Below are 22,411 nucleotides of genomic sequence, written 5' to 3'. Positions count from 1 at the left end.
CGTTCACCCAATCTTCTTCCCTGCCATCAACCGCTGAACCAGTGGCGTCATAATCAATTCCATCGCCAGCCCCATTTTGCCGCCGGGCACCACCAGCGTATTCATATGTGAAATAAACGAGCCCTGTAGCATCGCCAGTAGCCACGGGAAATCGATATTGTCGAGATTACGGAAGTGGATCACCACAAAACTTTCATCAAGCGATGGAATGCCTTTCGCTGCGAACGGGTCAGACGTATCGACCGTTGGCACACGCTGGAAGTTGAGATGTGTGCGTGAGAACTGCGGCGTAATGTAGTTGATGTAATCTTCCATGGAGCGCACCACGGAATCCATCACCGCCTCGCGGGAGTGGCCGCGTTCGCTGGTGTCGCGGATCATTTTCTGAATCCACTCCAGGTTGACGATGGGTACCACGCCGACCAGTAAATCGACATGCTTCGCCACATCGTGCTGCGGCGTCACCACGCCGCCGTGCAGCCCTTCATAAAACAGCACGTCGGTTGGCTCAGGCAGCGGTTGCCAGGGGGTAAAGGTTCCCGGTACCTGATTCCACGGCACCGCCTCATCATAGGTATGCAGATATTTTCGCGACTGTCCTGTGCCGCTGTGGCCGTATTCGCGGAATGTCTGTTCCAGCAGGCTGAAGTCGTTGGCATCCGGGCCGAAGTAGCTGATATGACGCCCCATATCGCGCGCCTTACGGATGGCCAGATCCATTTCCGGGCGCGTATAGCGGTGGAAGCTATCGCCTTCCACTTCCGCGGCACGTAAATGGAGTTGGGCGAAAATCTTGCGGAACGCGAGGCTGGTGGTGGTGGTTCCCGCCCCGCTGGAACCCGTGACGGCGATAACCGGATGATTGGCAGACATAGCGAACAACTCCCGAGTCGGTAAGATTAACCGCGAAACTGGCTGCGGGGCATGATGTTGACGGTTTCGTGAAGCTCCGACCACACCAGCACCGCTTCGCCGCGTTGTAGTTGCTGTTTTACGTCGGCGACCTTTTGCGCAAGTGAACGTTCATATTCACCATAATCGGTGCCTTCACGCAACACAAAGCTTTCAATCAGATTATCGAGCGTTTCGGGGTCGATATCTTGCCAGGGGATAATCATTTTTCACCTCCAAGCCACGGCATCAGCCAGTCGGGAATACGTCGCTCCAGCCACATTTTCGGGCGGCGGAAGGTTCCGCCGATAAAACCGACGTGGCCGCCATGTTCCGTTAACTGGTATTCGACGCAGGCAGGAAGTGAGTCGGCGTCAGGGATCACGTGGTGATCCATAAACGGATCGTCCTTTGCGTGAATAATCAGCGTCGGAATGGCTATCTGATTGAGTAACGGCATCGCGCTACATTGACGATAATAGTCGATAGCGTCGGCGAAACCATGAATTTTGGCGGTGATCAGGTCATCAAATTCGCGGATCTTGCGCACGCGCTTAAGCTGGCGTAAGTCAATCGGAAGCGTACCGGGGTAAGCCGCCAGTTTGCGCGAGGCGTTGCCCTTTAGCAGGTTAAGCAGATAGCGCTGATAGACCCGTGAAAAGCCTTTTTCCATATGATAACTACAGGCTTCCAGCACAAACGGCGCGGAGACAATCACCGCAGCGTCCAGTGGCACCGTGTTGCCTTCCTTCGCCAACAGGCAGGCGAGCATATTGCCGCCGAGCGAATAACCCACCGCCGCGGTGGGCGCCTCGCCCAGTTCCTGCTTCAACCAGTTTAAAAACCAGGTGCCGTCTTCTGTTTCGCCGGAGTGATAAATGCGGTTGAGGCGATTAGGTTCGCCGCTGCAGCCGCGAAAATGCATCACCACGCCGAGCCAGCCGCGTTCTTTTGCCGCCTGAATCAGGCCATGGGCGTAAGGGCTGTGCAGGCTGCCTTCCAGGCCGTGGAACACCACCAGGCGCGGCTTGTGTTTTGCCTGCATGGGGTCTTCGCTCCACGCGATATCCAGAAAGTCGCCATCCGGTAAATCGAGGCGCTGCCAGTGCGGCGTAAAGTGGAGCCGACGGCGGATGAGCCTCGGCAGCATCGTTTGCAGATGCGGGTTGCTGATGCCGGGCATCGGACGAAATGATGATGAGTCGTCCTGCGGGACATCAAACTCTGCGGGAGTAATTTGGGCCATAACGTTGCGATATTCTCTTTTGATCTGCTGACTACTATACCGTCACTTTTTGATTGTGTTTAAGAAAATGGGCGGTGGTAGCCTCTTTTACCCCTTTTTGAGTTGACCTGCGTCACAAAATTTTCATGTGATTATTACTCTCAGGCTAATGATTTCTTCCTAAGCTTAATTGATGACTTTCTCACCAGGGTTCAGACTCTTCTCAGTGTTAAGCAAATCAAAATGATTCGCTGAATCAGGAGGTTAATAATGTTATCTGGGCAAACACCCGCACGGGTATGGAACACGCGACGCACTGAGAAACAGCGCCGCCTGGCGTCTGTACCGGTGCAGGGCAAGGTGCTACCGACGGCAGACCTTGTCGCAATGCTGGAAAAACTGATCGCCCCGGGCGACAGAGTGGTATTAGAAGGGAATAACCAAAAACAGGCAGATTTCCTGTCTCGTTCCCTTGCTGAAGTGAACCCGCAGATTGTGCACGACCTGCATATGATCATGCCAAGCGTCGGTCGCAGTGAACACCTCGACATCTTCGAGAAAGGTATCGCCCACAAGCTGGACTTCTCTTTCTCCGGCACACAGAGCCTGCGTATTTCGCAACTGCTGGAAGATGGTCTGCTGGAAATTGGTGCGATTCACACCTACATCGAACTTTACTCCCGTCTCTATGTTGACCTGGCTCCGAACGTGGCGCTGATTGCCGGTTTTAAAGCCGACAGTAAAGGCAACCTGTACACTGGCGCCAGTACGGAAGATACGCCAGCGCTGGTTGAAGCGGCCGCCTTCCACGACGGCATCGTCATCGCACAGGTGAACGAACTGGTGGACGACGAATGCGACCTGCCGCGCGTGGATATTCCAGGCTCGTGGATTGATTTCGTGGTCGTTGCGGACAAACCGTTCTTTATTGAACCGCTGTTTACCCGCGACCCGCGTCTGATTAAACAAGAACACATCCTGATGGCGATGATGGCGATTAAAGGCATCTACGCAGAGCATCAGGTGCAGTCTCTCAACCACGGTATCGGGTTTAACACCGCTGCGATTGAACTGCTGCTGCCAACCTACGGTGAACAACTCGGCCTGAAAGGCAAAATCTGTAAACACTGGACGCTTAACCCGCATCCGACGCTGATCCCGGCGATTGAGAGCGGTTGGGTGGAAAGCGTGCACTGCTTCGGTGGCGAACTGGGGATGGAAGAGTACATCCGCGCCCGTCCTGATGTGTTCTTTACCGGTGCCGATGGTTCAATGCGTTCCAACCGCGCGTTCTGCCAGTTAGCAGGTCAGTACGCGGTGGATATGTTTATCGGCTCAACGTTACAGGTTGATGGCCTGGCCAACTCCTCGACCGTTACCCGTGGTCGTCTCTCCGGTTTCGGCGGTGCGCCAAACATGGGCCATGACCCACACGGTCGTCGTCATGCAACGCCTGCCTGGCTGAACATGATCACCGAACCAGACCCGATGCAGCGCGGTAAAAAACTCGTCGTCCAGATGGTGGAAACCTTCCAGGCCGGCGTGAAACCCACCTTCGTCGAAACACTGGATGCCGTCGAAGTGGCGAAAACCTCCGGGATGCCGCTGGCGCCAGTCATGATTTACGGCGATGACGTGACCCACGTGCTGACCGAAGAAGGTATCGCTTACCTCTACCGTGCGGAAAGCCTGGAAGAGCGTCGCGCTATGGTCGCCGCCGTTGCCGGTATTACCGATATTGGCCTTGGCGTTGACGCCAAACGCGTGGCCGAGCTGCGTAAGAACGGCAAAGTGGTTTATCCGGAAGATATGGGCATTCGTCGCACCGACGCCACCCGTTCCCTGCTGGCTGCCAGCAGCGTGTCCGACCTGGTGGAATGGTCTGGTGGTCTTTACAACCCACCTGCGAAATTCCGGAGCTGGTAATGAAACTTCTGCCACAGATTCAGGTTGAAGGCGGTGCCGAATGGCTGGCGCGAACCGCCACGCAATGTCTTGTCGACGAAGCACGTTTAAGCCCGAAACCCGGTCTGGTGGACAGCCGGGGCAGCGGGGCGCATCACGACCTGACGCTGGCGCTGATGGAGCGTTCCGCCCACAGCCTGACCCCAACGTTTCATGCCCTGGCGCAGCAAAGCTGGCAGCGTCCGGCGGATGTTGCGCTCAGACAAACCATTGGGCGACTGGGACGCGAAGGCGAGCAGCAGATGATGGCGGCCACCAACGGCGTGAACACCCACCGCGGCGCGATTTGGGCGCTGGGCCTGCTGGTCAGCGCGGTGGCGATGCTCGGCGGCGCGGGTACGGCAAAAGCCATCAGCGCTACGGCGGCGAAACTGGCGATGCTGCCGGACTCCGCCGCGCCGAAAGTGTTCAGCAAAGGGCTTCGCGCCACGCACCGCTTCCGCGTGCCGGGTGCGAGGGAAGAAGCGCAGCAAGCTTTCCCGCATGTGATGCAGCGCGCCTTGCCGCAGCTTCGTTTAAGCCGCTTCAACGGCAGCAGCGAAACGCACGCCAGACTGGATGCGCTGATGGCGATTATGACCTCGCTTAGCGACACCTGCGTGCTCTCGCGCAGCGGCATGCACGGTCTTGAAACCATGCAAAACGGCGCGCGCGCTGTCCTGCTTGCTGGCGGTACCGCTCAGCCGGAAGGCCGTGACGCGCTGGCAAAACTGGATGCACAGATGCTGGCGCTCAACGCCTCACCGGGCGGCGCTGCCGACCTGCTGGCCGCAACCCTGTTTCTCGACCGTATTGACGCGTCTTCCGCGCCTTATTTACCGAATTAAGAGGATGTTATGGAACACATTACGATCTCTTTGCCTGCCAGCCGCACACTAAGCGGCAAAGCACTGGCAGGCGTTGTGGGCTCCGGGGATATGGAGGTGTTATTCACCGCCGACCAGGAGAAAACCCTGACAATTGATATCACCACCTCGGTGGACAACAGCCGCGCCCGTTGGGAAGCGCTGTTCAACCGCCTGAGCCTTGTGAGCGAACTACCATCCGGCAAGCTGGTGATCCACGATTTTGGCGCAACCCCAGGCGTGGCTCGCATTCGTATCGAACAGGTCTTTGAGGAGGTGAGCTATGCGTGATGACCGCAGTTTTATCGAATTAAAAGCACGTCAGCGTGCGCACGCGCTGCTGGATGACGGCAGCTATCGCGAACTACTGGATCCGTTTGAAGGCATTGTTTCTCCGTGGCTTGGGCCGCAGGGTATCGTGCCGCAGGCCGACGACGGCATGGTTGTCGCCAAAGGCACCATCAAAGGCCAGCCTGCCGTGGTTGTGGCAATTGAAGGCGCGTTCCAGGGCGGCAGCATGGGTGAAGTCTCCGGTGCCAAAATGGCGGCAGCGCTTGAACTGGCGGCGGAAGATAACCGTAACGGTATCCCGACGCAGGCCGTGCTGTGCCTCGAGACCGGCGGTGTGCGCTTACAGGAAGCTAACCTCGGCCTGGCGGCGATTGCCGATATCCATGCCGCGATTGTTGACCTGCGCCGTTATACCCCGGTGGTCGGGATTGTCGCCGGTACCGTTGGTTGCTTCGGCGGGATGTCTATCGCTGCCGCGCTGTGCAGCTATCTGATTGTCACCCGCGAAGCGCGTCTCGGCCTGAACGGCCCGCAGGTTATCGAACAGGAAGCCGGGATTGCCGAATATGACTCCCGCGACCGTCCGTTTATCTGGAGCATGACCGGTGGCGAAGTGCGCTATGAAAGCGGGCTGGTGGATGCGCTGGTGGGTGATGGCGTTAACGCGGTGAAAGCGGCGATGAACGACGCGATTGCCAAAGGCGTTCCTGCAAAACATCGCACCGATAACTACGACTGGTATCTGGATCGCCTGACGAATTTCGACACCCGCAAACAGGCTGATTCTGAACAGATTAAAGCGCTTTTTGCCCGGGAGGTGAAATGATGAGTAACTCAGTAAGCCGTGGGGCATTGTGGCTGGAAAAACTGGCCCCGAACGCACAGCGTGTGCAAGGTCTTTGCCCATCAGTCCAGGCGGCCGATGGCGAAATTAACGGTGAAGCGGTGCGTTTTGTGGCTGTTGTACCGGATGCCAATAACCACTTCCCACGCGCGGCAAAAGGTGAAGTGGGCCTGCTCGAAGGCTGGACGCTGGCGAAAGTGGTGAGCGAAACCGTTGCCGCCGATGCTGATAAAGCCGTTAAACGCCCGATTATCGCGGTGATTGACGTACCGAGCCAGGCCTATGGCCGTCGTGAAGAGGCGTTCGGTATTCACCAGGCGCTGGCTGGTGCTGCCGGGGCGTATGCCAATGCGCGTCTGGCCGGTCATCCGGTGATTGGTTTGATTGTCGGTAAAGCGATGTCCGGTGCGTTTCTGGCGCACGGTTATCAGGCCAACCAACTGATTGCCTTCAACGATTCCGGCGTGCTGATCCACGCGATGGGCAAAGAGTCTGCCGCGCGTATCACCCTGCGTACCGTTGAAGCGTTGGAAAAACTGGCGGCGACCATTCCGCCGATGGCGTATGACATCAGCAACTACGCCACGCTGGGTCTGCTGGCGAAACTGCTGGATATCAGCAACCCGGATGCCCCAAGCGATAACGATCTGACGCAGGTGAACAGCACGCTGCAACAGGCCATCAAAGACGCTCGTCAGGATACCTCGCTGAAAAATCGCCTGGGTTCTGACAACCGCCGCAGTTCGGCGCTCGTTCGTGAACGTATGCGCGCCAACTGGTAAGTAAAAAGAGACCTTCCAGAGTCACCCCCGTGGGCACAGATGCTGCGCCCACCGGGAGCCTGCACTCTGAAAATAATAACCATCGCGTCAGTGACTTTTCTTTTTAACTACAGGTGATTTATGACTTACGTAATTATTCATGCCCTGGCACCGATTTTCGTGATCATGCTACTGGGATTCTGGGCAGGTAAGGCCAAAATGGTCGATAACAAGAATGTTTCCCTGCTTAATATTTTTGTCATGGATTTCGCACTGCCTGCCGCGCTGTTCAGCGCAACTGTACAAACCCCGTGGGCCGGGATTGTCGCCCAGTCGCCGCTGATTGTGGTGTTGACGCTGGCGATGTGGATTATCTACGCCGCTATCTACTTCCTGGCGGTGAAAGTCTTCAATAAGTCGCCGCAGGATGCTGCCGTGCTGACGCTGACCGTCGCACTGCCAAACTATGCCGCGCTTGGCCTGCCGATTCTGGGCAGCGTGCTGGGTGAAACCCCGGCGACCTCGCTTTCTGTCGCGGTTTCTATCGCCTGTGGTTCCGTGCTGATGACGCCGTTCTGCCTGCTGATTCTGGAGCGTGAAAAAGCGCGTGCCGAGGGCGGCAACAGCGGCAGCTCGCTCTCAATGCTGCCGGTGCTGATGTGGCGTTCACTGAAAAAACCGATCGTCATGGGCCCGCTGCTGGGCGTGATTCTTTCAGCGATCGGCATCAAAATGCCGGAAATGCTGCTGGCGTCGATTAAACCGCTGGGCCTGTCGGCAACCGCTGCGGCGCTGTTCCTGACCGGGGTGATCCTCTCTGCGCGTAAACTGCAAATCAACACCATGGTTGTCAGCGCGACTATCGCCAAACTGCTGATCCAGCCGTTTATCGCCTGGGGTATTGTGCTGGCGTTTGGCCTGCATGGTTCTGTCGCCATCACCGCTATTCTGATGATTGCGCTCTCTGCTGGCTTCTTCGGTGTGGTATTCGGTAACCGTTTCGGCGTGCAATCGCCGGATGCGGAAGCGGTGCTGCTGCTGAGCTCAGTTCTGTGTATCCTGTCGCTGCCGCTGTTTATCTCGCTGACTTCAGGAATGTAAATTATGACCACAACATTACGCCCACACGATCTTATCTGGCTCAATTCCCGCGATGCGCTGGAGTCGATAACCGATGAATGGGTAGACGGTATCTGGCATACCGGCCTGCCGGTGGTGGTGCGGCGTGATGTTGATACGCAGGGGCGCATTCCGGTTGGGGTGCGTGGCATGCGTCGGGAGCAACGTGCCGCAGGCTGGGTTAAACGTGAATCTGTGGTTCGCGTTTGCTCGCCGGAAACGCTGGTTGACCCGCTTGAACTACTTCGCTCTCCGTTTGTCTCCCAGCCCCCCGTTCAGCTTGCGCTAATGCTGGCGCAACAGCGCTGGCCATGGGCGTGGGGCGTTACCGGCAGTACCGGTTATGCGCTGGCAACGGGGATCCCGGTGATCCACGCCGCCTCTGATTTGGATCTCCTGATCCGCGCCCCTGAGCCGTTAGCACATGACGCGCTGCAACGCTGGCAACAGCAACTGACGGGCGCGCTGTGCCGCGCTGACACTCAGGTGGAAACGCCTGTGGGCGCGTTTGCGCTGGCGGAGTGGCTGCGCGATGGCAAAGCGTTGCTGAAAACCAGCCAGGGGCCGCGGCTCGTTCGCTCCCCCTGGAGCAGGGAGGAATAATGAAAATTCTGTTTACCTTTCCCGGTCAGGGGACGCAGCACCCCGATATGTTGCAAAACCTGCCCGGCGATGAACTGGCGCAGGCTCGCGAGGTGCTGGGCGACGAGGCGCTGGACACGCCCGATGCGCTGAAACATACGCGCGCGGTGCAACTGTCGCTGCTGATTGCGGGGGTTGCCTGGGCGCGGGAACTGGAGCGGCGAGGTGTGCCGCCGGACATCGTCAGCGGTTTGTCGATTGGCGCGTATCCTGCCGCCGTGGTGGCAGGGGCGCTCGATTTCCGCGATGCGCTGAAGCTGGTGTCGCTGCGTGGCGATCTGATGGAGCAGGCGTATCCGCACGGTTACGGGTTAACGGCGATCATGGGGTTAACCCTAAACCAGGTTGAACCGCTGCTGGAAGGTACGGGAACCTACATCGCCAATCTGAATGCCGAAACCCAGACGGTGATTGCCGGGACGGATGAAGGGATGGCGATTGTCGCGAAACGCGCGATGGAAAAGGGCGCAACCAAAGCGCCGCGCCTGGCGGTGAGTGTGCCGTCGCACTGTGAGCTGCTGGCACAACCCGCGCAGAAATTGATGCAGGCGTTTAGTGGCGTGACGCTTTCTCGTCCGCGTTACGCTTATTTAAGTGGGAGTACCGGACGCGTGTTATGGCAGCCGGAACGCATCGCCGATGATTTAGCGATGAACATGGCGCGCACCGTGCGCTGGCAGGAGGCGGTGATTTCCGCTAATGAACGCGAAGCGCGGCTGGCGATTGAAATGCCGCCGGGCGGCATTCTCACCTGTTTAACGCGTCAGGCGGCATGGGAAGGGGAGTCGATTTCGCTGGAGCGTAGCGGCGCGGATGTCGCAGTGCATCTGGCGCAGCGGCTTAAACGCCAGGCGTAGTATTCTCTTCCAGACTCCGCGCGTACATACGCCCTTCGGCGGCGAGTGCGCGCAGGTTCGGATCCTGTTCGCGGTTGCGGCTGAACACAATCGCGATTAACTGCTGCATCTGATATGGCTGTGACAGCTTCAATAATTGCACGGAGCTTTCATAGACTTTCTTCATGCGCCCTGGCATCAGGGTAAAACCCACTCCTGCCTGCACCAGGCTTAGCATCGAGAAAATATCATTCACTCTTGTCACGATCTCCGGTTCAAACCCGGCGATGTGAAACGCTTCCTGAAACCCCGCGTAGGTGGCAAATCCTTCCGCCAGCGAGACAAATTTCTGGTCGCGATAATCGCGCAGGTCGGCAAGCTCGCTGGTATTGAGCGAGGCGGATGCGGGGGCGGCAAGAAAAATATCGTCGTGGAACAGCGGTAGTACTTCCATGTTATTACGGTCGATATCGCTCTCAGAGATAGAGATGATAATCGCATCCAGCGTACCGTCCTCCAGCATGTGTAACAGGGTGTCGTTGGAGCCCATGGTGAGGCCAAGCTCCAGATCCGGGCGCCGCAGCTTCATACCCATAATCAGGCGCGGCACGGTTTCCAGCGTCAGCGAGTAGAGCGTGCCGACGCGCAGCCGCCCCTGGCCTACGCCTGCTGTTTTGCGCGCTTCTTCCAGCCCGCGCGCCATCAGTTGCGTGACTTCCTGGCAATACTCCAGCAGCGTCCAGGCCGCGGGCAGGGCGACCAGGTTGCGACCCTTATGGACGAACAACGGACAACGCACGTTCTCTTCCAGCGTGTGCAGCGCGCGATGCACGCTCACGCCGCTGAGTTCCAGCGCCTCGGCGGTACGGGCGATGTTGCCCTTCTCCATAAACGTCATGAAGATAGCGAGCTTACGGAACGTGATGTCGTTAGTCGTTACCGGGTTCATGGTGTATCGCCTTTATTCGCTTTGCAGCATCGCTTCTAACTGCTCCTGCGCGTCCAGCCAGGCCATCTCTGCGTCTTCCAGGCCGGATTTCGCCTGCGCCTGCTGTTGCAGACATTCGGTCAGTTCCGCTTTGCGGCTCTGATCGTAAAGTTCGCTGTCGCCCAGTTTTTCTTCGGCGCTGGCAAGTTGCGCGTTGAGCTTCTCCATCTCTTTTTCCAGACGGGCGATCTCTTTACGCAGCGGTTGCGTGAGGGTGCGTAATTCTGCTTCGCGACGCTTCTGATCTTTACGCGCCTGCGCGCTGTTAACATTATCTTTCGGCGTGTCGTCTGCCTGCGCTTCCTGTTTCTGTGAGTCGCTCAGCCACTTCTGATAATCCTCCAGGTCGCCGTCGAACGGCTCGACTTTGCCGTCATGCACCAGATAGAGGTCATCGGTGGTGGAACGCAGCAGGTGGCGGTCGTGCGAGACGACAACCAGCGCGCCTTCAAACTCAATTAATGCTTCGGTCAGCGCCTGACGCATGTCGAGGTCAAGGTGGTTGGTCGGTTCATCAAGCAGCAGCAGGTTCGGGCGCTGCCAGACGATTAACGCCAGCACCAGACGCGCTTTTTCACCACCAGAGAAACGCCCGGTTGGCTCGCTGACTTTATCGCCCTGGAAACCGAAACCGCCGAGATAATCACGCAACTTCTGCTCTAACTCCTGCGGTGCGAGACGCGCCAGATGCTGAATCGGCGATTCATCGGCGCGCAGGAACTCCAGTTGATGCTGGGCGAAGTAACCCAGCTTGATCCCCTTCGCCAGACCAATCTCACCGCTCAGCGGGTTGAGTTCACCAGCCAGCAGTTTAATCAGCGTCGATTTACCCGCGCCGTTACGCCCCAGCAGGCCAATGCGCGAGCCCGGCACCAGATTCAGTTTAATCGAGTCGAGAACAATGCGCTCACCGTAGCCTGCGCTCACCTTTTCCATTTTCAGCAACGGGCTCGGTAGGCTTTCCGGCGCGCGGAAGCTGAAGTGGAACGGGTTATCGACATGTGCTGGCGCAATAAGCTCCATACGCTCCAGCATTTTCACGCGGCTCTGCGCCTGTTTGGCCTTGCTGGCTTTGGCTTTAAAGCGGTCGATAAAGCTTTGCAGGTGCGCCACGCGCTGCTGCTGGCTTTCGTAGGTCGCCTGCTGCTGGGCCAGACGCGTCGCGCGCTGACGTTCGAAAGAGCTGTAGTTGCCGGTGTACTCGAACATCGCCTGCTGTTCGATATGAATAATTTTGTCGACGATCGGGTCAAGGAAGTCCCGGTCGTGCGAAATCAGGATCAGCGTGCCCTGATAGCTCTTCAGCCATTTTTCCAGCCAGATGACCGCATCGAGATCGAGGTGGTTGGTTGGTTCATCGAGCAGCAGTAAATCGGAACGGCAGATCAGCGCCTGCGCCAGGTTAAGACGCATACGCCAGCCACCGGAGAAGTCACTGACTGAGCGTTCCAGTTGTTCATTGCTGAAACCCAGACCATGCAGCAGGCTGGATGCGCGGGAGCGGATAGTCCACGCGTCGATGGCGTCCAGTTTGCCGTGCACGGTGGCGATAGCGTGGCCGTCGTTGCGCTCGTTAGCCGCATTCAGTTGCGCTTCAAGCTGGCGGTACTCGCGGTCGCCGTCGATAACATACTCCAGTGCGGGCTCCGCCAGCGCGGGCGTTTCCTGATTCACCCAGGCCAGTTGCCAGTTGCCGGGGAAGGTAAAGCTACCGCCATCGGCGCTTAACTCGTTCTTCAATAACGCCAGCAGCGTGGATTTGCCGCAGCCGTTTTTCCCCACCAGGCCGACTTTCTGCCCGGGGTTAATGGTGGCTGTTGCGTTGTCCAGCAGGACGCGCACGCCGCGTCGAATTTGTAACGAGGAGAAAACAATCATAAGGCGCCGTATGTTCTGGGTATGTTAAATTGTCATTGTGATAATGTAATGTGGTGAGCGAATCGCCACACCGGGCCGCAATGGTAGCCCAAAATGATGACGATACACAAAATCATTCCTGCTGCGCGGTCGCGCACGGAAAGAGAAACGGAGGGGAATGATGTCGCAGACGCCAAAAGTATTGCTGCTGTATGCCCATCCGGAATCACAGGACTCGGTGGCAAATCGGGTTTTGCTCAAGCCCGCCGCACAGTTGAGCAATGTAACTGTACATGATCTGTACGCCAACTATCCTGATTTTTTTATTGATATTCCTCGTGAACAGGCGCTGCTGCGTGAGCATGAGGTGATTGTTTTCCAGCACCCGCTTTACACCTACAGTTGCCCGGCGCTGCTCAAAGAGTGGCTCGACCGGGTGCTCAGCCGCGGCTTTGCCAGCGGGGTGGGAGGCAACCAACTGGCGGGAAAGTACTGGCGTAGCGTCATTACTACCGGTGAACCGGAAAGCGCGTACCGCTATGATGCGCTTAACCGCTACCCGATGAGCGATATTTTGCGACCCTTTGAACTGACGGCGGCGATGTGCCGGATGCACTGGATGAATCCGATGATTATCTACTGGGCGCGCCGTCAATCGCCAGAGGAGCTGGCAAGTCACGCGAAAGCGTATGGTGAGTGGCTGGCCTCGCCGGTTGCCCCGGGAGGCCGCTGATGGAAGGTTCCGATTTGTTACTGGCTGGCGTGCTGTTCCTGTTTGCCGCGGTGGTGGCGGTGCCTCTGGCTTCCCGGTTGGGCATTGGCGCAGTGCTCGGTTATCTGTTGGCCGGGATTGCCATCGGCCCGTGGGGGCTGGGTTTTATCAGCGACGTTGATGAAATTCTGCATTTCTCGGAGCTGGGCGTCGTCTTTCTGATGTTTATTATCGGGCTTGAACTGAACCCGGCCAAGCTCTGGCAACTCAGGCGGCCGATTTTCGGCATTGGCGCAGCGCAGGTGTTGGTCAGCGCGCTTATCCTCGGCGGCCTGCTGATGCTGACCGATTTCTCCTGGCAGGCGGCGGTGATTGGCGGGATTGGCCTTGCGATGTCATCGACGGCGATGGCGCTGCAATTGATGCGCGAGAAGGGCATGAATCGCAGCGAATCGGGGCAACTCGGTTTTTCGGTGCTGCTGTTTCAGGATTTAGCGGTGATCCCCGCGTTAGCGCTGGTGCCCCTGCTGGCGGGGTCTGGCGACGAACACGTCGACTGGATGTCTGTCGGCATGAAGGTGCTGGTGTTTGGTGGCGTGTTGATTGGCGGGCGTTACCTGCTGCGTCCGGTATTCCGTTTTATCGCCGCCTCCGGCGTGCGTGAAGTGTTTACGGCGGCGACGCTACTGCTGGTGTTGGGCTCGGCGCTGTTTATGGATGCGCTGGGGCTTTCAATGGCGCTCGGGACGTTTATCGCCGGGGTGCTGCTGGCGGAAAGTGAATATCGTCACGAACTGGAAACGGCTATCGAGCCCTTTAAGGGGCTGCTGCTGGGGCTGTTCTTTATATCCGTCGGCATGGCGCTGAATCTTGGCGTGCTCTACACCCATATTCTGTGGGTGGTGGGCAGCGTGGTGGTATTGGTGGCGGTGAAAACGCTGGTGCTGTACGTGCTGGCGCGGTTGCATGGCCTGCGAAGCGCCGAGCGGATGCAGTTCGCTGGCGTGCTCAGCCAGGGCGGTGAGTTTGCGTTTGTGCTCTTTTCCGCCGCATCGAGCGTGAAGCTGTTTCAAGGCGACCAGATGGCGCTGCTGCTGGTGACGGTCACGCTTTCGATGATGACCACGCCGCTATTGATGAAAGCCGTCGACCGCGTGCTGTCGCGCCGCTTTAATGGCCCGGAAGAAGAAGAGGAAGCGCCGTGGGTGGAAGACGATAAGCCACAGGTGATTGTGGTGGGCTTTGGCCGTTTTGGTCAGGTTATTGGCCGTTTGCTGATGGCCAATAAGTTGCGCATTACCGTGCTGGAGCGCGATATCAGCGCGGTAAACCTGATGCGTAAATATGGCTATAAGGTTTATTACGGCGATGCGACGCAGGTTGAGTTGCTGCGTTCCGCCGGGGCGGAGCAGGCGCAGTCGATCGTGATTACCTGTAATGAACCGGAAGACACCATGAAGCTGGTGGAAATCTGCCAGCAGCACTTTCCGCACCTCAATATTATGGCGCGTGCCCGGGGACGTGTGGAAGCGCACGAACTGCTACAGGCGGGCGTGTTACAGTTTTCCCGTGAGACATTCTCCAGTGCGCTGGAGCTCGGGCGTAAGGCGCTTATCTCCACCGGGATGCATCCTCATCAGGCGCAGCGGGCGCAGCTTCACTTCCGTCGCCTTGATATGCGGATGCTGCGCGAGCTGATGCCAGTGCACAGCGATACACAACAGATTTCGCGCGTGCGGGAAGCGCGGCGCGAGCTGGAGGAGATTTTCCAGCGCGAGATGCAACAAGAGCGACGTCAACTGGATGGCTGGGACGAATTTGAATAAAAGGTGAAGTATGGCGGTACGTAAACGGTTTATCGCGGGCGCGAAATGCCCGGCGTGTCAGGCGCAGGATTCTATGGCCATGTGGCGCGAAAATAATATTGATATTGTTGAATGCGTTAAGTGTGGTCATCAGATGCGGGAAGCGGATAAAGAGGCGCGCGATCATGTTCGCAAAGATGAGCAAGTGATTGGCATTTTTCATCCCGACTAGCGTAATCGCTCGCCTTTTTTTAAGCTAAGGGGTACACGAGTGCAGAATTCCGCTACAATCTGCGCCACTATTCTTCCCTTGCTCAGGAGATATCATGAAAGTAGCAAAAGACCTGGTGGTCAGCCTGGCCTATCAGGTACGTACAGAAGACGGTGTATTGGTTGATGAGTCTCCGGTAAGCGCGCCGCTGGACTACCTGCATGGTCACGGTTCCCTGATCTCTGGCCTGGAAACAGCGCTGGACGGTCACGAAGTTGGCGATAAATTCGATGTGGCTGTTGGCGCGAACGACGCTTACGGTCAGTATGACGAAAACCTGGTGCAGCGCGTTCCTAAAGACGTGTTCATGGGCGTTGACGAACTGCAGGTTGGCATGCGCTTCCTGGCAGAAACCGACCAGGGCCCGGTACCGGTTGAAATCACTGAAGTAGAAGATGATCACGTTGTGGTTGATGGTAACCACATGCTGGCGGGTCAGAATCTGAAATTTAACGTGGAAGTTGTGGCTATCCGTGAAGCAACCGAAGAAGAACTGGCTCATGGCCACGTTCACGGTGCGAACGGTCACGATCACGATCATGACCACGACGGTTGCTGCGGCGGCCACGGTCACGACCATGGTCATGAACACGGTAAAGGCGGTTGTGGTGGTAACGGCGGTTGCGGTTGCCATTAATTGCTTGCCATGCCTGATGGCGCTCGCGCAGCCATCCGGCACAAAAAAACGGGAGAAATCCCGTTTTTTTTCGTCTCAATAGTGAGGCGGCGGCGTCTCTTCTGACTGGGACGCAATGTGCGACGGCTGACTGGCCTTCAGTTTTTCCGTCAGTAACCGCAGATGTTCACGCAGTTTTGACATTTCCAGCTCATGCTGAGTGACCGTCTGGTTAAGATCTTCAATGGTGATCTCCTGAAACGCCAGGCGGCTCTCGAGTTCTTCCATCCGCGCTTCAATACTCATTTCTTGCATCATTAACCTCTTAGCTGTGAGTTCCGGCATGCTTCCCGGTGCCGCGGATTCTACTTAACTTTCGGCTTCCACGCAGCATTCCTTCGTCAAGGGGGAAACTAATTTAAACAAAAATAGTCTGAAAAGTGTCGAGAATCAGGAGCGTTCGTATGTAGATTTGTTCTGCAAGGCTATATAGTACGCTTCTCACTTAGTAAATCTTGGGGCGAGAGGCCCCGGCCCTGGAGAGATGGATGAAATCACTGTTTAAAGTAACGCTTCTGGCGACCACGATGGCCGTTGCACTGAATGCGCCGCTGGCGTTTGCCGCTGATACTGCTGCGAAAGCTGCACCAGCCGCAGAAAGCAAAGCCGCTTTCAAAAACGACGACCAGAAATCCGCTTATGCACTGGGTGCTTCGCTGGGTCGTTACATGGAAAACTCCCTGAAAGAGCAGGAAAAACTGGGCATTAAACTGGATAAAGATCAGCTGATCGCCGGTGTTCAGGATGCATTTGCTGACAAAAGCAAACTTTCCGATCAGGAAATTGAGCAAACCCTGCAGGCTTTCGAAGCGCGCGTGAAGTCTTCCGCTCAGGCGAAGATGGAGAAAGACGCTGCGGATAACGAAGCGAAAGGTAAAGAGTTCCGCGCGAAATTCGCCAAAGAAAAAGATGTGAAAACCTCTTCTACTGGCCTGCTGTACAAAGTAGAGAAAGCAGGTTCCGGCGCGGCGCCGACCGATAGCGACACCGTTGTCGTGAACTACAAAGGTACGCTGATCGACGGTAAAGAGTTCGATAACTCTTACACCCGTGGCGAACCGCTCTCCTTCCGTCTTGATGGCGTGATCCCAGGCTGGACTGAAGGCCTGAAAAACATCAAGAAAGGCGGTAAAATCAAGCTGGTTATCCCACCGGATCTGGCTTACGGTAAGACCGGCGTTCCGGGTATCCCGGCTAACTCCACTCTGGTCTTCGACGTTGAACTGTTAGACGTGAAACCAGCACCGAAAGCGGAAGCGAAAGCCGACGCTGCGCCGGCTGAGAAAGCCGCAACCGCAGACAAAAAATAAGTGTCTGATAGCCGCCGCCCTCCCGGGCGGCGGCTTTTTATTACCTGCCTGATATAATTAATGCTGGAAAGCGCCTGGTGCGCGTATTACTTTAGATCCCCCTAATAGTGATGAGCCTGCCCTGACAACATAACGACAGGCTCCTGAAAAGGAGTGCTTTTTTACATGTCCAGGTCGCTTTTAACCAACGAAACCAGTGAACTTGATTTGCTGGATCAACGTCCTTTCGATAAAACCGATTTCGAGATCCTGAAGTCCTATGAAGCGGTCGTGGACGGGTTAGCGATGCTCATTGGTTCCCATTGTGAAATCGTGCTGCATTCATTGCAGGATCTGAAGTGCTCGGCTATTCGTATCGCTAACGGTGAACATACCGGACGAAAAATTGGCTCGCCGATTACCGATCTGGCTCTGCGTATGCTGCACGATATGACCGGCGCAGATAGCAGCGTTTCCAAATGCTATTTTACTCGTGCTAAAAGTGGCGTGCTGATGAAGTCCGTGACTATCGCGATTCGCAACCGCGAGCAACGTGTCATCGGGCTGCTGTGCATCAACATGAACCTTGATGTGCCTTTCTCACAAATCATGAACACCTTTATTCCGCCTGAGACGCCGGAAGTGAACTCGCAGGTGAACTTTGCCTCCTCGGTTGAGGATCTGGTGACCCAAACGCTGGAGTTCACCATTGAAGAGGTGAATGCCGATCGCAACGTTTCTAATAACGCTAAAAACCGCCAGATCGTGCTTAATCTTTACGAGAAAGGAATCTTCGATATCAAGGATGCGATTAATCAGGTGGCCGACCGCCTGAACATCTCCAAACACACCGTCTATCTCTACATTCGCCAGTTCAAAAGCGGTGATTTTGTGGGGCAGGATAAGTAATGCGTTTTGCCATCATGGTGACCGGCCCGGCTTACGGGACGCAACACGCCAGCAGTGCGCTGCAGTTTGCGCAGGCGGTGCTGAGCGAAGGTCACGAGCTTGCCTGCGTGTTCTTTTACCGCGAGGGCGTCTATAACGCTAACCAGCTTACAGCGCCTGCCAGCGATGAATTTGATCTGGTACGCGCATGGCAGCGGCTGCATGATGAACAGGGCGTCGAGCTGCATATTTGCGTGGCGGCGGCGCTACGCCGCGGTGTGACGGACGAAACCGAAGCGAAAAATCTGTCGCTGCCAGCTTTTAATCTTCAGCCGGGGTTTTCTCTGAGTGGGTTGGGGGCGCTGGCGCAAGCCTCTCTCACCTGCGATCGCATGGTACAGTTCTGATGAAACGAGTGGCTTTTGTCTTTGCTTGCGCACCACACGGCAGCGCCTCCGGGCGTGAAGGGCTTGATGCGCTGCTTGCCGCTTCGGCATTGAGCGACGATCTCGGCGTGTTTTTCATCGGCGATGGCGTGTTTCAACTTCTTGCCGATCAGAAACCCGCAACGGTACTGGCGCGTGATTACATCGCGACGTTTAAGTTGATGTCGCTCTACGACATCGAGAGCGTCTGGATGTGCGCGGAGTCCCTACGCGAACGTGGTTTAAGTGCGGATACGGCTTTTGTGACGGACGTTGAGCTGCTGGAGGCGGATGCGCTTCGTCAGCAGCTTGATGGCTATGATGTGATCCTTCGCTTCTGAGGCACCTATGCTGCATACCCTGAGTTCCTCCCCCTGGCACGCTGATATGGCGGGTCTGCTGCGTATCGTAATAGAGGGCGATGACCTGCTGCTGCTCTCTGACGGCGTCGTGGCGGCAATTGAAGGCAGCCGTTTTCTTGATATTCTCCGTTCCGCCCCCATATCCCTCCACGTACTGAATGAAGATGTTGAAGCGCGTGGGTTATGTGGTCAAATTTCGAACAGTGTCGTCAGGGTTGGCTATACTGACTTCGTCAGGCTGGCGGTAAAACATGCGTCTCAGATGGCCTGGTAGATGCCAGGTTGTTGTATATTTCTTGACACCTTTTCGACACCGCCCTAAAATTCTGCGTCCTCATATTATATGAGGCGATTTATTACGTGTTTACGAAGCAAAAGCTAAAACCAGGAGCTATTTAATGGCAACAGTTAACCAGCTGGTTCGCAAACCACGTGCTCGCAAAGTTGCAAAAAGCAACGTGCCTGCACTGGAAGCCTGCCCGCAGAAACGTGGCGTATGTACTCGTGTATATACTACCACTCCTAAAAAACCGAACTCCGCACTGCGTAAAGTTTGCCGTGTTCGTCTGACTAACGGTTTTGAAGTGACCTCCTACATCGGTGGTGAAGGTCATAACCTGCAGGAGCACTCCGTGATCCTGATCCGTGGCGGTCGTGTAAAAGACCTTCCGGGTGTTCGTTACCACACCGTTCGTGGTGCGCTTGACTGCTCCGGCGTTAAAGACCGTAAGCAAGCTCGCTCCAAGTATGGCGTGAAGCGTCCTAAGGCTTAATGGTTCTCCGTTAAGTAAGGCCAAACGTTTTATATTAATGTCAAACTAAACTCTTTGAGTTTTGGACAATCCTGAATTAACAACGGAGTATTTCCATGCCACGTCGTCGCGTCATTGGTCAGCGTAAAATCCTGCCGGATCCTAAGTTCGGATCAGAACTGCTGGCTAAATTTGTCAACATCCTGATGGTAGATGGTAAAAAATCTACTGCAGAAACTATCGTATACAGCGCGCTGGAGACCCTGGCTCAGCGTTCTGGTAAAAATGAACTGGAAGCTTTCGAAGTAGCTCTCGAAAACGTGCGCCCGACTGTCGAAGTTAAGTCTCGCCGCGTTGGTGGTTCTACTTATCAGGTACCAGTTGAAGTCCGTCCGGTCCGTCGTAATGCTCTGGCAATGCGTTGGATCGTTGAAGCTGCTCGTAAACGCGGTGATAAATCCATGGCTCTGCGCCTGGCGAACGAACTCACTGATGCTGCAGACAACAAAGGTACTGCAGTTAAGAAACGTGAAGACGTTCACCGTATGGCAGAGGCCAACAAGGCGTTCGCACACTACCGTTGGTAATCCCTTCGGAGTATTAGTCACCAGGCGGGCGCTTCAGCGAAGCAGCCCGCTTTGGGTTACTTAACTGAACGCCTAAAAAGATAAACGAGGAATCAAATGGCTCGTACAACACCCATCGCACGCTACCGTAACATCGGTATCAGTGCGCACATCGACGCCGGTAAAACCACTACTACCGAACGTATTCTGTTCTACACCGGTGTAAACCACAAAATCGGTGAAGTTCACGACGGCGCGGCTACCATGGACTGGATGGAGCAGGAGCAGGAACGTGGTATTACCATCACTTCCGCAGCGACTACTGCATTCTGGTCTGGTATGGCTAAGCAGTATGAACCGCATCGCGTAAACATCATCGACACCCCGGGGCACGTTGACTTCACTATCGAAGTAGAACGTTCCATGCGTGTTCTTGATGGTGCGGTAATGGTTTACTGCGCAGTCGGTGGTGTTCAGCCACAGTCTGAAACCGTATGGCGTCAGGCTAACAAATATAAAGTTCCGCGCATCGCGTTCGTTAACAAAATGGACCGTATGGGCGCTAACTTCCTGAAAGTTGTTGGTCAGATCAAAACCCGTCTGGGCGCGAACCCGGTTCCGCTGCAGCTGGCAATTGGTGCTGAAGAACATTTCACCGGTGTTGTTGACCTGGTGAAAATGAAAGCCATCAACTGGAACGATGCAGACCAGGGCGTTACCTTCGAATACGAAGATATCCCTGCTGACATGGTTGAACTGGCCAACGAATGGCACCAGAACCTGCTGGAATCCGCTGCTGAAGCTTCTGAAGAGCTGATGGAGAAATACCTGGGTGGTGAAGAACTGACTGAAGAAGAGATCAAAACTGCTCTGCGTCAGCGTGTTCTGAACAACGAAATCATCCTGGTAACCTGTGGTTCTGCGTTCAAGAACAAAGGTGTTCAGGCGATGCTGGATGCGGTAATTGATTACCTGCCATCCCCAATCGATGTTCCGGCGATCAACGGTATCCTGGACGACGGTAAAGACACGCCGGCTGAGCGTCACGCAAGTGATGACGAGCCGTTCGCTGCACTGGCGTTCAAAATCGCTACCGACCCGTTCGTTGGTAACCTGACCTTCTTCCGTGTGTACTCCGGTGTGGTTAACTCTGGTGATACCGTACTGAACTCCGTGAAAGCTGCACGTGAGCGTTTCGGTCGTATCGTACAGATGCACGCTAACAAACGTGAAGAGATCAAAGAAGTTCGCGCGGGCGATATCGCTGCTGCAATCGGTCTGAAAGACGTAACCACTGGTGACACTCTGTGTGATCAAGATGCGCCGATCATTCTGGAACGTATGGAATTCCCTGAGCCGGTAATCTCCATCGCAGTAGAACCGAAAACCAAAGCTGACCAGGAAAAAATGGGTCTGGCTCTGGGTCGTCTGGCTAAAGAAGACCCGTCATTCCGCGTATGGACTGACGAAGAATCTAACCAGACCATTATCGCTGGTATGGGTGAGCTGCACCTCGACATCATCGTTGACCGTATGAAACGTGAGTTCAACGTTGAAGCGAACGTCGGTAAACCTCAGGTTGCTTACCGCGAAGCAATTCGCGCGAAAGTTACCGATATCGAAGGTAAGCACGCGAAACAGTCTGGTGGTCGCGGTCAGTATGGTCACGTCGTTATCGACATGTACCCACTGGAGCCGGGCTCTAACCCGAAAGGTTACGAGTTCATCAACGACATCAAAGGTGGTGTAATTCCTGGCGAATACATCCCGGCCGTTGATAAAGGCATCCAGGAACAGTTGAAGTCTGGCCCGCTGGCAGGTTACCCGGTTGTAGACATGGGTATTCGTCTGCACTTCGGTTCTTACCACGACGTTGACTCCTCTGAACTGGCGTTTAAACTGGCTGCTTCTATTGCCTTTAAAGAAGGCTTTAAGAAAGCAAAACCTGTTCTGCTTGAGCCGATCATGAAGGTTGAAGTAGAGACTCCGGAAGAGAACACTGGTGATGTTATCGGTGACTTGAGCCGTCGTCGCGGTATGCTGCGCGGTCAGGAATCTGAAGTAACTGGCGTTAAGATCCACGCTGAAGTTCCGCTGTCTGAAATGTTCGGATATGCAACTCAGTTGCGTTCTCTGACCAAAGGTCGTGCATCATACACCATGGAATTCCTGAAGTATGATGATGCGCCGAACAACGTTGCTCAGGCCGTAATCGAAGCCCGTGGTAAATAAGCCCCGGGGTTAAAACCTAAGTCCCGTGCTCTCTCCTGAAGGGGAGAGCACTATAGTAAGGAATATAGCCGTGTCTAAAGAAAAATTTGAACGTACAAAACCGCACGTCAACGTTGGTACTATCGGCCACGTCGACCACGGTAAAACTACTCTGACCGCTGCAATCACC

General features: G+C 55.7%; 27 protein-coding genes. 21 read left to right on the top strand and 6 right to left on the bottom strand.

Features of this window, described 5'->3' with window-relative positions:
- Positions 1-3: 3 nt before the first annotated feature.
- The 3 genes from VSR74_RS23045 to VSR74_RS23035 are packed head-to-tail and all read right to left on the bottom strand — an operon-like array spanning position 4 to position 2,137.
- On the bottom strand, positions 4-873 hold the full coding sequence (locus VSR74_RS23045; protein WP_347796815.1) for a phosphoribulokinase: 870 nt from the start codon (positions 871-873) through the stop codon (positions 4-6).
- A 26-nt stretch (positions 874-899) separates the two neighbouring features.
- The gene (locus tag VSR74_RS23040; protein ID WP_108476624.1) at positions 900-1,118 is read right to left on the bottom strand and encodes a YheU family protein; all 219 of its coding nucleotides are present in this window, start codon (positions 1,116-1,118) and stop codon (positions 900-902) included.
- Positions 1,115-2,137, bottom strand: coding sequence for a hydrolase (locus VSR74_RS23035; protein ID WP_347796814.1), 1,023 nt, complete (start codon positions 2,135-2,137; stop codon positions 1,115-1,117). Before VSR74_RS23035 ends, VSR74_RS23040 begins: the two co-directional genes overlap by 4 nt.
- Before the next feature lie 249 nt (positions 2,138-2,386).
- Here VSR74_RS23035 and mdcA point away from each other — a divergent pair, with 249 nt between their 5' ends.
- From mdcA to mdcH, 8 genes are all read left to right on the top strand, one after another.
- The gene (mdcA, locus tag VSR74_RS23030) at positions 2,387-4,042 is read left to right on the top strand and encodes a malonate decarboxylase subunit alpha (protein WP_347796813.1); all 1,656 of its coding nucleotides are present in this window, start codon (positions 2,387-2,389) and stop codon (positions 4,040-4,042) included.
- Positions 4,042-4,908: a triphosphoribosyl-dephospho-CoA synthase gene (locus tag VSR74_RS23025; protein WP_347796812.1), complete on the top strand. Its 867-nt coding sequence runs from the start codon at positions 4,042-4,044 to the stop codon at positions 4,906-4,908. Before mdcA ends, VSR74_RS23025 begins: the two co-directional genes overlap by 1 nt.
- A 9-nt stretch (positions 4,909-4,917) precedes the next feature.
- On the top strand, positions 4,918-5,217 hold the full coding sequence (mdcC, locus tag VSR74_RS23020; protein WP_347796811.1) for a malonate decarboxylase acyl carrier protein: 300 nt from the start codon (positions 4,918-4,920) through the stop codon (positions 5,215-5,217).
- Complete coding sequence (locus VSR74_RS23015) at positions 5,210-6,043, top strand: biotin-independent malonate decarboxylase subunit beta (protein ID WP_347796810.1); 834 nt, start codon at positions 5,210-5,212, stop codon at positions 6,041-6,043. Before mdcC ends, VSR74_RS23015 begins: the two co-directional genes overlap by 8 nt.
- On the top strand, positions 6,043-6,843 hold the full coding sequence (gene mdcE / locus VSR74_RS23010) for a biotin-independent malonate decarboxylase subunit gamma (protein ID WP_347796817.1): 801 nt from the start codon (positions 6,043-6,045) through the stop codon (positions 6,841-6,843). The genes VSR74_RS23015 and mdcE overlap by 1 nt, the downstream gene beginning before the upstream one ends.
- A gap of 120 nt (positions 6,844-6,963) precedes the next feature.
- Positions 6,964-7,923, top strand: a complete 960-nt coding sequence (locus tag VSR74_RS23005) for an AEC family transporter (protein WP_347796809.1) — start codon at positions 6,964-6,966, stop codon at positions 7,921-7,923.
- A 3-nt stretch (positions 7,924-7,926) separates the two neighbouring features.
- Positions 7,927-8,544: a malonate decarboxylase holo-ACP synthase gene (locus tag VSR74_RS23000; RefSeq protein ID WP_347796808.1), complete on the top strand. Its 618-nt coding sequence runs from the start codon at positions 7,927-7,929 to the stop codon at positions 8,542-8,544.
- A complete protein-coding gene (gene mdcH, locus VSR74_RS22995; protein WP_347796807.1) occupies positions 8,544-9,440 on the top strand; it encodes a malonate decarboxylase subunit epsilon in 897 nt (298 codons plus the stop codon). Before VSR74_RS23000 ends, mdcH begins: the two co-directional genes overlap by 1 nt.
- Here the strand turns inward: mdcH and VSR74_RS22990 are convergent.
- The gene (locus VSR74_RS22990; protein ID WP_347796806.1) at positions 9,424-10,368 is read right to left on the bottom strand and encodes a LysR family transcriptional regulator; all 945 of its coding nucleotides are present in this window, start codon (positions 10,366-10,368) and stop codon (positions 9,424-9,426) included. The two genes, mdcH and VSR74_RS22990, sit on opposite strands and share 17 nt — an antisense overlap.
- A 12-nt stretch (positions 10,369-10,380) precedes the next feature.
- The gene (locus VSR74_RS22985) at positions 10,381-12,285 is read right to left on the bottom strand and encodes an ABC transporter ATP-binding protein (protein ID WP_347796805.1); all 1,905 of its coding nucleotides are present in this window, start codon (positions 12,283-12,285) and stop codon (positions 10,381-10,383) included.
- A 160-nt stretch (positions 12,286-12,445) separates the two neighbouring features.
- Between VSR74_RS22985 and kefG the strand changes: the two genes are divergently transcribed.
- The 4 genes from kefG (at position 12,446) to slyD (ending at position 15,689) form a co-directional block, all read left to right on the top strand.
- Complete coding sequence (gene kefG / locus VSR74_RS22980) at positions 12,446-12,997, top strand: glutathione-regulated potassium-efflux system ancillary protein KefG (protein WP_347796816.1); 552 nt, start codon at positions 12,446-12,448, stop codon at positions 12,995-12,997.
- Complete coding sequence (kefB, locus tag VSR74_RS22975; RefSeq protein WP_347796804.1) at positions 12,997-14,802, top strand: glutathione-regulated potassium-efflux system protein KefB; 1,806 nt, start codon at positions 12,997-12,999, stop codon at positions 14,800-14,802. The genes kefG and kefB overlap by 1 nt, the downstream gene beginning before the upstream one ends.
- Positions 14,803-14,812: 10 nt before the next feature.
- The gene (locus VSR74_RS22970; RefSeq protein WP_347796803.1) at positions 14,813-15,013 is read left to right on the top strand and encodes a YheV family putative zinc ribbon protein; all 201 of its coding nucleotides are present in this window, start codon (positions 14,813-14,815) and stop codon (positions 15,011-15,013) included.
- A gap of 94 nt (positions 15,014-15,107) precedes the next feature.
- Positions 15,108-15,689, top strand: a complete 582-nt coding sequence (slyD, locus tag VSR74_RS22965) for a peptidylprolyl isomerase (protein ID WP_347796802.1) — start codon at positions 15,108-15,110, stop codon at positions 15,687-15,689.
- 75 nt (positions 15,690-15,764) lie between these two features.
- Here the strand turns inward: slyD and VSR74_RS22960 are convergent, their stop codons facing one another.
- On the bottom strand, positions 15,765-15,983 hold the full coding sequence (locus VSR74_RS22960; protein WP_108476639.1) for a protein SlyX: 219 nt from the start codon (positions 15,981-15,983) through the stop codon (positions 15,765-15,767).
- Between the two features lie 233 nt (positions 15,984-16,216).
- Between VSR74_RS22960 and fkpA the strand changes: the two genes are divergently transcribed.
- The 9 genes from fkpA to VSR74_RS22915 all read left to right on the top strand — a co-directional run.
- Positions 16,217-17,038: an FKBP-type peptidyl-prolyl cis-trans isomerase gene (fkpA, locus tag VSR74_RS22955; RefSeq protein ID WP_347796801.1), complete on the top strand. Its 822-nt coding sequence runs from the start codon at positions 16,217-16,219 to the stop codon at positions 17,036-17,038.
- Between the two features lie 165 nt (positions 17,039-17,203).
- On the top strand, positions 17,204-17,926 hold the full coding sequence (locus VSR74_RS22950; protein ID WP_015962730.1) for a helix-turn-helix transcriptional regulator: 723 nt from the start codon (positions 17,204-17,206) through the stop codon (positions 17,924-17,926).
- Positions 17,926-18,312, top strand: a complete 387-nt coding sequence (tusD, locus tag VSR74_RS22945) for a sulfurtransferase complex subunit TusD (protein WP_347796800.1) — start codon at positions 17,926-17,928, stop codon at positions 18,310-18,312. The genes VSR74_RS22950 and tusD overlap by 1 nt, the downstream gene beginning before the upstream one ends.
- Positions 18,312-18,671: a sulfurtransferase complex subunit TusC gene (tusC, locus tag VSR74_RS22940; protein WP_347796799.1), complete on the top strand. Its 360-nt coding sequence runs from the start codon at positions 18,312-18,314 to the stop codon at positions 18,669-18,671. Before tusD ends, tusC begins: the two co-directional genes overlap by 1 nt.
- 7 nt (positions 18,672-18,678) lie before the next feature.
- Positions 18,679-18,966, top strand: coding sequence for a sulfurtransferase complex subunit TusB (gene tusB / locus VSR74_RS22935; protein ID WP_347796798.1), 288 nt, complete (start codon positions 18,679-18,681; stop codon positions 18,964-18,966).
- Positions 18,967-19,090: 124 nt separating this feature from the next.
- Entirely contained in the window at positions 19,091-19,465 is a 375-nt protein-coding gene (gene rpsL, locus VSR74_RS22930; RefSeq protein ID WP_000246815.1) for a 30S ribosomal protein S12, read from the top strand.
- 95 nt (positions 19,466-19,560) lie between these two features.
- Positions 19,561-20,031, top strand: a complete 471-nt coding sequence (gene rpsG, locus VSR74_RS22925; RefSeq protein ID WP_006817513.1) for a 30S ribosomal protein S7 — start codon at positions 19,561-19,563, stop codon at positions 20,029-20,031.
- A gap of 96 nt (positions 20,032-20,127) precedes the next feature.
- Positions 20,128-22,242 carry an elongation factor G gene (gene fusA, locus VSR74_RS22920; protein ID WP_108476645.1) on the top strand — a complete coding sequence of 705 codons (2,115 nt, stop codon included), beginning with the start codon at positions 20,128-20,130 and terminating at the stop codon, positions 22,240-22,242.
- A 70-nt stretch (positions 22,243-22,312) separates the two neighbouring features.
- On the top strand, positions 22,313-22,411 hold a 99-nt coding region (locus VSR74_RS22915), incomplete at its 3' end, for a GTP-binding protein (protein ID WP_001363157.1).

Origin of the sequence: Pseudocitrobacter cyperus (assembly GCF_039889165.1) — a bacterium.
GTDB lineage: Bacteria > Pseudomonadota > Gammaproteobacteria > Enterobacterales > Enterobacteriaceae > Pseudocitrobacter > Pseudocitrobacter cyperus.
Note: the sequence above shows the minus strand (reverse complement) of the source record. Positions and strands in the feature narration are given on the sequence as shown.

Bases quoted from the DNA above. Each gene is read 5' to 3' on its own strand.
- VSR74_RS23045 (WP_347796815.1), bottom strand. From the start codon at position 873: ATGTCTGCCAATCATCCGGTTATCGCCGTCACGGGTTCCAGCGGGGCG.
- VSR74_RS23040 (WP_108476624.1), bottom strand. From the start codon at position 1,118: ATGATTATCCCCTGGCAAGATATCGACCCCGAAACGCTCGATAATCTG.
- VSR74_RS23035 (WP_347796814.1), bottom strand. From the start codon at position 2,137: ATGGCCCAAATTACTCCCGCAGAGTTTGATGTCCCGCAGGACGACTCA.
- mdcA (WP_347796813.1), top strand. From the start codon at position 2,387: ATGTTATCTGGGCAAACACCCGCACGGGTATGGAACACGCGACGCACT.
- VSR74_RS23025 (WP_347796812.1), top strand. From the start codon at position 4,042: ATGAAACTTCTGCCACAGATTCAGGTTGAAGGCGGTGCCGAATGGCTG.
- mdcC (WP_347796811.1), top strand. From the start codon at position 4,918: ATGGAACACATTACGATCTCTTTGCCTGCCAGCCGCACACTAAGCGGC.
- VSR74_RS23015 (WP_347796810.1), top strand. From the start codon at position 5,210: ATGCGTGATGACCGCAGTTTTATCGAATTAAAAGCACGTCAGCGTGCG.
- mdcE (WP_347796817.1), top strand. From the start codon at position 6,043: ATGAGTAACTCAGTAAGCCGTGGGGCATTGTGGCTGGAAAAACTGGCC.
- VSR74_RS23005 (WP_347796809.1), top strand. From the start codon at position 6,964: ATGACTTACGTAATTATTCATGCCCTGGCACCGATTTTCGTGATCATG.
- VSR74_RS23000 (WP_347796808.1), top strand. From the start codon at position 7,927: ATGACCACAACATTACGCCCACACGATCTTATCTGGCTCAATTCCCGC.
- mdcH (WP_347796807.1), top strand. From the start codon at position 8,544: ATGAAAATTCTGTTTACCTTTCCCGGTCAGGGGACGCAGCACCCCGAT.
- VSR74_RS22990 (WP_347796806.1), bottom strand. From the start codon at position 10,368: ATGAACCCGGTAACGACTAACGACATCACGTTCCGTAAGCTCGCTATC.
- VSR74_RS22985 (WP_347796805.1), bottom strand. From the start codon at position 12,285: ATGATTGTTTTCTCCTCGTTACAAATTCGACGCGGCGTGCGCGTCCTG.
- kefG (WP_347796816.1), top strand. From the start codon at position 12,446: ATGTCGCAGACGCCAAAAGTATTGCTGCTGTATGCCCATCCGGAATCA.
- kefB (WP_347796804.1), top strand. From the start codon at position 12,997: ATGGAAGGTTCCGATTTGTTACTGGCTGGCGTGCTGTTCCTGTTTGCC.
- VSR74_RS22970 (WP_347796803.1), top strand. From the start codon at position 14,813: ATGGCGGTACGTAAACGGTTTATCGCGGGCGCGAAATGCCCGGCGTGT.
- slyD (WP_347796802.1), top strand. From the start codon at position 15,108: ATGAAAGTAGCAAAAGACCTGGTGGTCAGCCTGGCCTATCAGGTACGT.
- VSR74_RS22960 (WP_108476639.1), bottom strand. From the start codon at position 15,983: ATGCAAGAAATGAGTATTGAAGCGCGGATGGAAGAACTCGAGAGCCGC.
- fkpA (WP_347796801.1), top strand. From the start codon at position 16,217: ATGAAATCACTGTTTAAAGTAACGCTTCTGGCGACCACGATGGCCGTT.
- VSR74_RS22950 (WP_015962730.1), top strand. From the start codon at position 17,204: ATGTCCAGGTCGCTTTTAACCAACGAAACCAGTGAACTTGATTTGCTG.
- tusD (WP_347796800.1), top strand. From the start codon at position 17,926: ATGCGTTTTGCCATCATGGTGACCGGCCCGGCTTACGGGACGCAACAC.
- tusC (WP_347796799.1), top strand. From the start codon at position 18,312: ATGAAACGAGTGGCTTTTGTCTTTGCTTGCGCACCACACGGCAGCGCC.
- tusB (WP_347796798.1), top strand. From the start codon at position 18,679: ATGCTGCATACCCTGAGTTCCTCCCCCTGGCACGCTGATATGGCGGGT.
- rpsL (WP_000246815.1), top strand. From the start codon at position 19,091: ATGGCAACAGTTAACCAGCTGGTTCGCAAACCACGTGCTCGCAAAGTT.
- rpsG (WP_006817513.1), top strand. From the start codon at position 19,561: ATGCCACGTCGTCGCGTCATTGGTCAGCGTAAAATCCTGCCGGATCCT.
- fusA (WP_108476645.1), top strand. From the start codon at position 20,128: ATGGCTCGTACAACACCCATCGCACGCTACCGTAACATCGGTATCAGT.